General features: G+C 64.8%; 13 protein-coding genes. 2 read left to right on the top strand and 11 right to left on the bottom strand.

All coding sequences use genetic code 11. From position 1 onward, the window contains the following. Positions 1–180: 180 nt before the first annotated feature. From ROA7023_RS20395 to ROA7023_RS20370, 6 genes are read right to left on the bottom strand one after another with little or no spacing between them, the layout of a single operon-like run. Positions 181–939 carry a flavodoxin family protein gene (locus ROA7023_RS20395; protein ID WP_085880842.1) on the bottom strand — a complete coding sequence of 253 codons (759 nt, stop codon included), beginning with the start codon at positions 937–939 and terminating at the stop codon, positions 181–183. Further along, on the bottom strand, positions 936–1,655 hold the full coding sequence (locus ROA7023_RS20390) for an ATP-binding cassette domain-containing protein (RefSeq protein WP_085880841.1): 720 nt from the start codon (positions 1,653–1,655) through the stop codon (positions 936–938). Before ROA7023_RS20390 ends, ROA7023_RS20395 begins: the two co-directional genes overlap by 4 nt. Further along, complete coding sequence (locus ROA7023_RS20385; protein ID WP_143535684.1) at positions 1,652–3,388, bottom strand: ABC transporter permease; 1,737 nt, start codon at positions 3,386–3,388, stop codon at positions 1,652–1,654. The genes ROA7023_RS20390 and ROA7023_RS20385 overlap by 4 nt, the downstream gene beginning before the upstream one ends. After that, complete coding sequence (locus ROA7023_RS20380) at positions 3,364–4,551, bottom strand: ABC transporter substrate-binding protein (protein ID WP_085880840.1); 1,188 nt, start codon at positions 4,549–4,551, stop codon at positions 3,364–3,366. Before ROA7023_RS20380 ends, ROA7023_RS20385 begins: the two co-directional genes overlap by 25 nt. A 9-nt stretch (positions 4,552–4,560) precedes the next feature. Then, positions 4,561–5,238, bottom strand: a complete 678-nt coding sequence (locus ROA7023_RS20375) for a CDP-alcohol phosphatidyltransferase family protein (RefSeq protein WP_085880839.1) — start codon at positions 5,236–5,238, stop codon at positions 4,561–4,563. Then, positions 5,235–5,939: a TVP38/TMEM64 family protein gene (locus ROA7023_RS20370; RefSeq protein WP_085880838.1), complete on the bottom strand. Its 705-nt coding sequence runs from the start codon at positions 5,937–5,939 to the stop codon at positions 5,235–5,237. Before ROA7023_RS20370 ends, ROA7023_RS20375 begins: the two co-directional genes overlap by 4 nt. Before the next feature lie 202 nt (positions 5,940–6,141). Between ROA7023_RS20370 and ROA7023_RS20365 the strand changes: the two genes are divergently transcribed. Next, positions 6,142–6,702, top strand: a complete 561-nt coding sequence (locus tag ROA7023_RS20365) for a carboxymuconolactone decarboxylase family protein (protein WP_159458617.1) — start codon at positions 6,142–6,144, stop codon at positions 6,700–6,702. Here the strand turns inward: ROA7023_RS20365 and ROA7023_RS20360 are convergent. Next, on the bottom strand, positions 6,699–7,325 hold the full coding sequence (locus ROA7023_RS20360) for a TetR/AcrR family transcriptional regulator (protein WP_159458616.1): 627 nt from the start codon (positions 7,323–7,325) through the stop codon (positions 6,699–6,701). The two genes, ROA7023_RS20365 and ROA7023_RS20360, sit on opposite strands and share 4 nt — an antisense overlap. An 86-nt stretch (positions 7,326–7,411) precedes the next feature. Between ROA7023_RS20360 and ROA7023_RS20355 the strand changes: the two genes are divergently transcribed. Next, complete coding sequence (locus ROA7023_RS20355; RefSeq protein WP_085880835.1) at positions 7,412–7,978, top strand: carboxymuconolactone decarboxylase family protein; 567 nt, start codon at positions 7,412–7,414, stop codon at positions 7,976–7,978. 74 nt (positions 7,979–8,052) lie between these two features. On the opposite strand, the gene ROA7023_RS20350 is transcribed toward ROA7023_RS20355, so the two are convergent. From ROA7023_RS20350 to ROA7023_RS20335, 4 genes are all read right to left on the bottom strand, one after another. Continuing rightward, on the bottom strand, positions 8,053–8,508 hold the full coding sequence (locus ROA7023_RS20350; protein WP_085880834.1) for a DUF302 domain-containing protein: 456 nt from the start codon (positions 8,506–8,508) through the stop codon (positions 8,053–8,055). Between the two features lie 89 nt (positions 8,509–8,597). Further along, a complete protein-coding gene (locus ROA7023_RS20345) occupies positions 8,598–9,125 on the bottom strand; it encodes a DoxX family protein (protein WP_085880833.1) in 528 nt (175 codons plus the stop codon). Positions 9,126–9,131: 6 nt separating this feature from the next. Further along, entirely contained in the window at positions 9,132–10,148 is a 1,017-nt protein-coding gene (locus ROA7023_RS20340) for a DUF3179 domain-containing protein (protein ID WP_085880843.1), read from the bottom strand. 130 nt (positions 10,149–10,278) lie between these two features. Next, a complete protein-coding gene (locus tag ROA7023_RS20335) occupies positions 10,279–10,497 on the bottom strand; it encodes a hypothetical protein (protein WP_085880832.1) in 219 nt (72 codons plus the stop codon). Positions 10,498–10,774 lie beyond the last annotated feature (277 nt).

Raw genomic sequence — 10,774 nt, 5'->3', positions numbered from 1 at the left:
GCTCGAATGGAACAACGGTAGATTTCGACATGTGGCATATCCCTTTCTCTTTGAGAATTGACGGCGCTTCAGCACCGCCATGATATGCCGCCCCTCAGGGGCCATCACCAACTTTCAACCATATCTCCATCCGTTGACACATGTGGACAACGATATTGCGTGTGCTCCGCATCATGACCCTCAACTGCGATACTCGGGATTCTCGTAGTCGAAGCGGCAGCCCGCCTTCCAGGCGTTGCGGTCATTGCCGTGGTTGGGCAGCCCGCCGGCGTCCTTCAGCATCCGCGCCATGTGCAACAGGTTCCAGGTCATGATCGTTGTGTTGCGCTGGGTGAAATCGTTGTCGAACCCTGCCGGCGCCCCATCAACATCGTCACCGTAAGACGGGCCGGGCCCCGCCTCGCCGATCCAGCCGCAGTCGGCCTGGGGCGGGATGACATAGCCCAGATGGCCGAGTGCATAGAGAATGGTCATGGCGCAATGCTTGATGCCGTCTTCGTTGCCGGTCACCACCGCGCCTCCGGTCTTGCCGTAGAAGATGCTCTGGCCCTTGTCGTTCAGCATTCCCGACATGCCATAGAGCCGTTCGATCAGCACGCGGCAGAGCGAGCTTTCCTCGCCAAGCCAGATCGGCGTCCCGATGACGAGAATGTCGGCGGTCCGCACCTTGTCCCAAAGGGCGGGCCAATCGTCGCGGTCCCAGCCATGTTCGGTCATGTCGGGATAGACTCCGTAGGCAATTTGATGCGACGCCGCGTGGACATGCTCGACCTCGACACCGTTGCGTTCCATGATCTCCCCGGCAACGGACAGCAGAAGCCGCGTGTGCGACGTGTCCGCGGCCTTCTTCAGGGATGTGTTGAACAGGACCGCGCGCAGGTCCGAGAAATCATGCGGGTTCTGGTCGCACAGCTTCGATTGCTTTTCGCTCAGGGTCACGGTGTCTCTCCTCGTTCTGGGTCAGGGTTTCTTCGTCTCGTATGATGCGGGCACTCCCTTGTTGAGCCTCGAGGTGCCCATTCGGTCAGCTCGATGACACTTCCGCCGGTAGCCTCGACATCGGCGGGGTCGTGGGTCACCAATAGGGCGGAGATCTTTCGGCTGCGGATATGCGTGAATGTGAAGGCGCGCAGGTCGCCGCGCAGCGTAGCGTCGAGCTTGGAGAAGGGTTCGTCGAGCAAGAGCGCGCGCGGCTCGGCCAGAAGTGTGCGCATCAGCGCCGCGCGCGAGCGTTGCCCGCCCGAGAGCGTCGCCGGATCGCGGTCGTAAAGGTCGGCAAGGCCCGCGCGATCCAGCGCCGCCTCGACCGCCGCGCGCCGCGCGGCGCGGCCCCGGACCGAGCGTGCCAGCCCAAAGGCGAGGTTGTCGCCGACCGAGAGGTGCGGGAACAGCACCGCCTCCTGGAACATCAGCCCGACGCGCCGCGTCTCGGGCGGCAAAGGCAAGAGGTCCCTGCCGTCGAGGCGGATGCTGCCGGACAGGGTGAACCCGTGCGCAAGGTGCGCGCCGACGGCGTCGAGCAGGGTGGACTTGCCGATGCCCGATGGCCCCATCACGGTCGCTACCTCGCCGGGACGCACCGTCAGCGTGATCGGCGGGAAGAGCGGACCGGCGCCCTTGGGCGCGACGGCGACCTCGTGCAGCTCCAGCGTCATGGTGCGCCCCCTGCCTGAAGGCCTCGGCGATTGCGGTGCAGCAGCGCCGGGATCAGGAGGGCCGCGCCATAGGCCGCGAAGGGCAGCCCGGCCTGAAGCGTCGCATAGACCCCGGTCACCCGGCGGTCAGACGACGCGGACAGCGTTACCGCATCGGTGGTCAGTGTCGCGATCCGCCCCGCCCCCATGAAGAGCGTCGGCAGGTATTGCGCGACCGATACGGCCACGCCGATGGCCGCCGCCGTCAGGATCGGCGTGAGCAACACCGGAAGCTTGACGGTAAAGAGCCGTCGCCACGGCCCCGCGCCCAGCGAACCCGCGGCCCGCACGAGCCGTGGGTCGAGCGCGCGCCATGGGTCCGAGAGCGCGATCATCACGTAGGGAAAAACGAAGAGCGCCTGTGCCCAGATCACGGCGAGGTATCCCCCCGAAAGCCCGAGGCGCAGGAACAGCACGTTCAGCCCGAACAGGAACCCGATCTGCGGCACCAGCAGCGGCAGGTAGATCAGCGCCTCGGCCCAGCCGGCGCGGCCGCGCCGGGCCCGGTCCTCGCCCTCGAGCCAGGCGATGGCGAGCACGAGCGAGAGGGCGGTGGTGAACGCGGCGAGGATCAGGGTGTTGCCGAGCGCTGCGGCCCAGCCGCTGCCGGGTGTCGACCACGCCCGGAGCGACCAGCTCTCGGGCAGCAGACCCGGCCACGGCCAGCGCCACGCGAGCGACCAGACCAGGAGGGACAGCATGGCAGCCGCGCCCGCCGCGAATAGAGCCGCCGAAAGCGCCGTCGAGAGCCACAGCCCCGGCTCCGCCGAGAGGCCCCGGCCGCCGCGCCGCACCCACCAGCGTCCGATGGCGCGGCCCGCCCCCTCCAGCAGCCACAGCAGGGCGAAGGCCGCCGCGACGAGCAGCGCCTGCACCAGCGCCCCCGCCGAGGCCGGCAGCATCAGCTCGATGTCGGGTGCGGTGAAGAGCCTCAGCAGCAGAACCGCCAGCGTCGGCGGGTTCGATGGGCCGAGGATCAGCGCCATGTCCACGACCGACAGGGAATACGCCAGCACCACCATCACCGGCAGCCGGATCAGCGGCCAGACCTGCGGCATGATCACCTTGATCCAGACGATGCCGCGTCCGTAGCCCAGCGACCGGCCCGCGGCGAGATGCTGGCGGACGGGCAGCTGGCTGAGCGCCGACAGGATCACGAGGAGCAGAAACGGCACCTCCTTGATCATCAGACCGAGGATCAGCGCCACTCCACCCGGATCGTTCACGGTGGCCCACATCGGCGGGAGGTCCCACCCCAGGACAGGGGCGAGCGCCCGCGCGATCCAGCCCGAGGGCGACAGGAGAAAGGCGAGGCCGATCGCCATCGCGGCATGGGGCGCCGCGAGGAACGGGGTCAACAGGCGCCCGCTCGCACGCGCTGACATGCGCCCGTGCGTCGCGGCGCAGACGCCCACGGCCAGAAGGATCGAGAGCGCGGTGGCCCCCAGCCCCGTGACCAGTGTCAGCCGCAGCGCCGTGGCGAAGCCCGGCAAGTTGATGAGTTGTTGGAAAGGGGCCAGCGAGGCTTCGGTCGCTCCGATGGCCGGCATGAGCCCCGCGCCCGCGCGCCCGGTCTGCCAGAGCCCCGCCGCGATGGGCAGCACGAGCCCGAGCGCAACCGTGACCAGCACGGCCGCCCTGAGCAGGCGTCCATCGGCGCGGTGTGCCGTCACCGCGTGTAGCGCCTTGCCCATTCCTCGGTCAGGCGGGTCATCCAGCTTGCATGCGGTTCGGGCAGAGTGGGCCCGAGCTCTTCAAGAGTGGGCAGGGCGGGCGCGGTCGGCAGCGCGTCGAAGGAGGCGCGCGCGTCCTCGTCGAGCCGGGCGGGGTCGAGCACCGAGAAGGAGCCCAGAACCTCGATGTTCTGCATCCGCGCCTGAACGGCCGGGTCGAGCAGATGGTTCGCCACGACCTGCGCTCCTGCGGCGTTGGCGGCGTTGTAGGGGATGGCCACGAAGCTAACGTTGCCGATGGTACCGCCCTCCGGCACGAAGACACGCGCCGTCTCCGGCAACAGGCCCTGCGTGATGGCCGCCGCGGTCGAGGCGGGATCGAACGACATCAAGATGTCCACCTCGCCGTCGTTCAGAAGCTGTTGCTGCACGCTCTCGTTCTCGGGGAAGGTCTCGCCCTGCCGCCACAGGTTCGGGCGCAGTGCGTCATACCACGCCCAGAGCGGTACGGTCTGTTCGGCGAAGCTCTCCTCCGTCACCGGGTCCAGCAGCGCGGCGGGATCAGGCGCTAGTTCGACCAGCGCCTGTTTCAGAAACGTTGCCCCCATGAAGTTCGACGGATCGGGATGTGTCATGCGGCCGGGATTCGCCGCGGCCCAGTCCACGAAACCGGCCATGCTGCGCGGGGGTGCATCTACCCGCGTGCTGTCGTAGCTGAAGACGAAGCGCGCCAGCCGCCACGGGCTTTCCATGCCCTCGACCGGCACGGTGAAATCCAAGGTCGCGGGAGCGCCCGGCGTGAGGTCCACGTATGCCGCGTTGGGCAAATCCGCAACGAAGGGGCCGAACAACAGGTCCTGCTCCTTCATCGCAAGGAAATTCGGACCGTTTATCCAGATGAGATCGACCGACCCGCCCGTGTCCCGGCCTGCCGCCCGTTCCGAAATCACGCGGGTCATGGCCTCGGCCGTGTCGCTCAGCCGGACATGCTCGATCGCTACTCCGTAGCGCACCTCGGTCTGCTCTCCGACCCATGCGATGAAGGCATTGGTCCGCTCATCCCCGCCCCAGGCGTTCCAGTAGACGGTCTGCCCACGCGCGGCGTCCAGCGTGGCCTGCCAGTCGGCTGCGGCCGGGGGGGCGATCAGGGTGGCCAACATCGCAAGTGTCAGTCGCAGGCGCATTCAAGATCCTCATTCTGCAGGAGCATCGACCCAAGGACCCGTGGACTCGCCGTCCGTTACACGCTCTCGTGAATTTTCTTCCGGGTCGAATGCCACCCAACCTTGATGCCAACGCATCACGGTCGTGACGGCACAGGCCGCCGCGAAGCCATAGGCAAGAATGGAGAACAGGTCGGGCAACAGGCACATCGTCACGAAGAGCGCGATCGTCTCCGCGCCCTCGGTCAGGCCGCTCAGGTAGTAGATGCCCTTCGAGGGATGGGCGTCCGCCCTGAGGCTCCGCTTGGCCGCAATCGTGGCAAAGGCAAGAAAGGACGACCCGGTGCCGACGAACGCCGCGATCAGAACTGCTGCGGGCAATGCGTTTTGCGCCGGATCCGAGAGCGCGAAGCCGAGCGGAACGAGCGCGTAGAAGACGAAATCCAGTGCGATGTCGAGAAAAGCACCACGATCTGTCGGGGCAGTCAGCCTTGCAACAGCCCCGTCGAGACCGTCCATGATGCGGTTGAGGCCGATCAGAACCAGCGCCAGGCCGTGCAGCCCGAATGCCAGGGCCGGCAGGCTGAGCGCGCCGATGACGAATCCCGCGAGCGTGATCTGATCCGCCGTCACGCCGAGCGCCGCCAGCCGACGCGCTGGCGCCCAAAGAACCCGGCGCTGGAGCGGTAGGAGAGCGGCGTCGATCATGCTTGTTCTTCGACCTGTGCTCCGGTGTCCCTCGCTCTGCCCCGGACGATTTGCACGATCATCCGCGCGATCCAGGGGAACAGATCCAGAAGCGCGAAGGACAGAAGCAGCGGGAGCGACACGATACCGGACAAGTCTTCGATCTGCGCAAGTTGCGTTCCGGCATTCACATAGACGGCTGTTCCCGCCAGCATTCCTGCCTGACTGACGAGGTAGAAGGTCAAAGTCCGGATCGGTGTAAGCCCCATCAGCAGATTCACAGCGAAGAACGGAACCACGGGGATCAGACGCAAGGTGAAGAGGTAGAATGCGCCATCTCTCGCAAGCCCGGCATCAAGGGCTCTTGCCCGGTCCCCAAGACGATCGCGCACCCAATCGCGCAGCAGGTAGCGCGCCGCAAGAAAGGCGAGCGTCGCGCCGAAGGTGGACGCGAAGGACACGATCAGCACCCCTTGCCAGAACCCGAAGAGCGCTCCTCCCGCCAAGGTCATCCATGTGGCCACTGGCAGCGACAAGGCGGTGACCAGCACATAGGCTGCAAAGAACCCCGCAATGACCAGTGCGGCGTTCGACGCGCGCCATTCGCCAAGCGCATCGACATGACTGCGCAGGGTTTCAAGGTCGATCTGCTGTTGTCGCAGGAGGAAAACTGCACCGGCCGTGAGACCGAGAAGGACAAGCAGGAGCAACGGTTTCTTCAAGGCGGAGTCCTCCATACGGGGCAGGTGCCACCGCAGAGGGCGCCACGTTTCGTGCCGATCTAACAGAAATACAGAACAGACTGTCTAAAAAGATGATGACCGGTTATCAAAGGGGCGTGAGTTTTGGCGATGCGGACGGATGGAATGCAGGTTCCGTGGACAGTTCGCCAAACGATCCTGGCACATGGCTGAAGGAGGACCGATGTCGCATTTTCCATCCATCCCGAACCTCGAACTTCTCGGGCTTTTCAGGAAATTTCCCGAACGCGGGATTCTGCCGCTGCTCGAATACCACGACGCGATCCTGCGCAATGACAGCGAATTGACGGTCGGCGAGCGCGAGCTGATCGCGGCCTATGTCTCCTCCCTGAACCAGTGCCACTACTGTTTCTCGGCGCATCGCGATCACGCCAAGGCCTGGGGCATTCCGTCCAACCTGTTCGGCGATCTGCGCATCGACCTTGACCGCCCGGACCTGCCCGCGCGCATGAAGCCTGTTCTCGCCTTCGTGCGCCGCCTGACCGTCGATCCGCCCGGCACCGGCATGGCCGATGCGCAGGCGGTCTATGATGCCGGGTTCAGCGAAGAGGGGCTGTTCGACGTGATCTCTGTCACCGCGCTCTACAACTTCATGAACCGCATACTCGAAGGCGCAGGCATTAAGCGGCATGTGCGTGTCATAGACATGACCGATGAGATGCGGCGCAAGTATCGCTACACGCACCTTTGGAAAACGATCTCGAAAGGTGCGGAAGGGGCCTAGACGATCTCTCTTGCGCTGGCGCGGACCGCGACGCGCGCGATCTTGTCAAGGTCCTGAGCCTGGGCCCCGGAGCGCGCGCGCAGCATGATGCCGCGCGAGACGGCCGCCAGCATGCCCGCTAGAGCGCGCGTGTCCGTGACCGCACCCGAGGCCACCTCGTGATCGAGGCGCTGTGCAATCCTGTCTTCAAGCGCGGTGAACCTACGGTCGAGTTCCAGCCGAAAGGTGTCATTGGCGCCAGCGACTTCTGCCAGCACACAGGAAATCAGGCAGCCCGGTGTCTGGCTGTCGTCCGTGGCGAGCGCCACAACCCTCGCAAAATAGGTCGAGAGATCGGCATCCAGTGAACCGCTCGGCTCGAGCGCATCGGCGACCGGTCCGATGCGGGTCTCGACGTAATGGGCGATGGCCGCGAGGAACAGACCCTCCTTGCCACCAAAATCCTGATAGAGGCTGGCACGCGGCATCCCAGTAGCCCGACAGAGCCGGTCGATCGACGCCGCGTCATAGCCATCGGCCCAGAACACGCGCATCGCCCCTTCAAGCGCCTGCTCTGGCTTTACGCCCCTTGGCCTCCCGCGAGGCCGGTGAGCATCGCTGTGGGCTTCCATGATCTCACCCATATTTGAACCGGTCATTCCGAAAATAGCTGGCGTCTCCCTCACATGCAAGATACAGAACGATCATTCTGTAATTATCGGAGACTCTAATGATCCGTGACCCCCTGCTCGACATGACCCCGACCACCCTCGACACTGCCGAGGGTGAGGCCGAAAAACTGCTGTCCGGCGCGAAAGCGAACCTCGGCTTCGTGCCGAACATGTATACCTACATGGCGAACCTGCCGGGCGTTCTTGGGGGCTACCTCAGCACCTACAAGGACTTCCGCGAAACCGCCGGCTTCACCCCGGCCGAACAGGAAACCGTGTTCCTGACCATCAGCCGCGTGAATGGGTGCACCTACTGTACCGCAGCGCATTCGATGATCGCGGACAAGAAGTCCGGCGTGTCTGCCGACAATCTGGCTGCCTTGCGCGGCGGAGGCGATCTTCCCGACGCAAAGCTCGACGCCGTGGCGAAGTTCACCGAGGCGATGCTGGTCTCGCGCGGAAACCCCGGCAAGGATGCCGTTGAGGCCTTCCTTGCGGCAGGGTATGGCGAGAAGCAGGTTCTTGGCGTCGTGCTCGCCATCGCCTGCAAGACCTTCTCCAACTACGTCAATCACCTTGCCGGAACGCCGGTCGACGACGTGTTCGCGCCCTACAAGGTGGACTGAAGCCCCTTCAGGCCGATTCGCCCGATAGGTCTCGGAGCAATAGGCCTGCCCCGGAAAGACTGCCGGGGCAGGCCCTATTCCGAGGCCGCAGCCGCCGTCAGGTTGCGCAGGGCACCCCGCATCCTTTCGAGATACGGCGCGTCTGACCCGACCCCATCGAGCCTGCCCAGCATCGCTGCGGGATCCTCGTAGGCGAGCCATACCTGTCCGTCGGCGTCCTCATAGACCAGCACCCTGAGAGGCAGGTAGAGGCCGACCAGGCTGTCATCCTGCATGGCCGGTGTTCCGATCTGTGGATTGCCGAAGATCACGAGTTCGGCGTCGTTCAGCTCCAGTCCGGCCCCAGCTGCGGCGCCGCCGTGATCGACGCGAGCCGCGACGGTTGCACCCGCGTTTCCAATGGCCGTCACGAGACGGCCCGCGGTAGCTTCCACGCTCCCCGATGTCGGTACCTTCACAATGTCGCCGGTCTCGGCCAAGGCGGGCGCGGCCCAAAGTCCAATGGCTACAATTGCAAGCAAATGTTTCATGTCGGTATATCCTTTCGTTGTGTCCATTGATCCGACGATCCGGGCGTTGACGGCTGATGTCCATGAACATGTGCGTGTCCGCCCGAGTGTCACTGGGCTGGGCTGCGCCCATTACGCAGTCGCGCAAGAAGTCCGTCGATCGAGATCGGTCCCGCGCCCTGGACCGCAACCGGCAGCAAGACAAGCGTCCAGAGAACAACCTGATCTGGCCCCGGATCGAAGGGGCTCGCGTCGAACAGGCTTCCGGTCGCAATCAATTGGCCCGTGGCCAGCGATGCAATCCAGATATGCACGATCAGCAGCACCGCCGAAATCCGCCCGCCAAGCCCCGCTACGACCATGAGAGGCAGAACGAGTTCGGACAAGGTCATGCTCAGGACAAACGCATGCTGTCCGAGTGTCGGCGCGGCGCCCTCTGCCATCACATCGGGCAGGAACGCGTAATACGCCCCTAGGCTCAGCGGCCAGACGCCAGCGGGTGGACCGACCGACAAGGTCAGGCCCTCGATCTTGCTCAGCCCGCCGATCACGAACCAAGGCAACAGAACGGCCGCAAAGCCGAGACGTGCTAGAGTGACCGTCAGGGCTGGGGCCAGGAGACGAGGTATCAGCTGCACCGAACGTCAGTTACCCAGCATCCAGCGGCCGTCCGGGTGAAAGGCGTGAAACGCAAAGGCGAAGGGGATGTCATGCGCGACGTCCTGGCCCTGCACATCCCGCACACGGACATTGCCCACCTCGCGTCCCTCTCCGATGTCGCCCTTATCGAGCGCGGAGGCCTGCCCCTCGGCCCAGCTCAGCGTCAGGCCCGCCTCCGTGATCGTACCTTCGGCCCGCAGGCGAGTCAGTGGCCATGCCCGGTCCCCCACGCGCACCACGCGCTCCAGCGGCGGGATGTCATGGGGCGGATCCTCACCGGAGTAGAGGAAAGGCCGCGTGGTGTCGTAGTTGCGGTACGGGTTCGTGCCATAGGCCCTGCGCCAATTCGGCTCATCCAGGACAAGCCCGTCAGGATGCGCATCGCGGAACGCCGCCCAACTTTCCATCCAGGCCGGAAGCTGCGTCAGTTCCCGCCCGGTCATCTCGCCCGCGATGCCTTCTCCCAATGCCTGCTGCCACCAGCTTTCCGTCTGGTGGTCATACATGATCATGTCGGAATGGCGCAGAAGGCCCGAGACGCCAAAGGTCAGAGACTGACCGTCCAACCGCCCGTCGAACACCATGCCGGTATTGCAGAGCGGGCAGAAGGTGACCGCGATGGGGCGCCCACCCACCACATCGTTCACGATCTCGTGCCACATAAGGTAGCGGATCGGATAGGCACGAGCCGGGCCGTTGTCCGGCACATAGGTCATCACCGGTTCGCGGTCGTCGAGTCGCGTCTCCTCTGAGGCGGGGATGAAGGCGGGATCTAGGATCGCGGGGATCCCGTCGCGCGGTGGCCCGCCCGACATGACTTCGCCTAGGTCGACGGCCAGCCGCGAGAAGTCGGTGTCGGGCCAGGCGCGTTCGAACCGGTCGGACTGGGCCAGCGCGACGGAGACCGACAAGAGAAGTGCGACCGGCGCGACGGCGAGGGCCCACAGGGGTTGTCGGCAGGCATTCGAGCGCAAAAACTGGCAGGAGGGTTCTTCAGTCATCGGCGGCATCTCCCCATTCAATGGCATGCTGTCCCGAGGACCCGGAAGATCGGCACACGTTACACCGCTCCGGAAATTGTGAAAGCGTGGGGCACTCGGCACCTTGCCGAAACGGGGAGACCGCCGGCATTCAATCCCGAGTCGCGTCGAATTCGATGATGCTGCGCCCGTCCTCGGACGTGGGCGAAACGATGATCTTTGCATTTGCAATGCCTGGCCCGGAAAACTCGATCGAGCGGTCCAGCAGGTCGTCTGCTCCCTGCGTGACGGGATACCCGCTTCCGTTCAGGCTCTCTTGCCAATCCGTGAAGAGTGCATCGACATCGTCGCCCGTCGCGATGGAAAACATCCGCACGGTCGGATGCGAAAGCTCGCCACAGTTCTCGCGCAGATACGCCCGGAAGTTCGGCTTGCCTCCAAGACAGGACCGCTCCGTTCACGCAGCAAAGTCGTCGTCCGTCGTCTGCCATTCGATTTGGACGCCAGTCGCTTATCGAGAAGACAACAAGTTCAAACGCAGTTCATATAGAAAAACCAATGACTTATGGGGCAGAGGGCGTTGGATCTCGGTTCCCTCCGCTCCGCCACCTGCCCCTGCGAAAGCGTTCTCCCGATCTGGCTACGGC

This window comes from Roseisalinus antarcticus (genome assembly GCF_900172355.1).
Lineage (GTDB): Bacteria > Pseudomonadota > Alphaproteobacteria > Rhodobacterales > Rhodobacteraceae > Oceanicola > Oceanicola antarcticus_A.
Note: the sequence above shows the minus strand (reverse complement) of the source record. Positions and strands in the feature narration are given on the sequence as shown.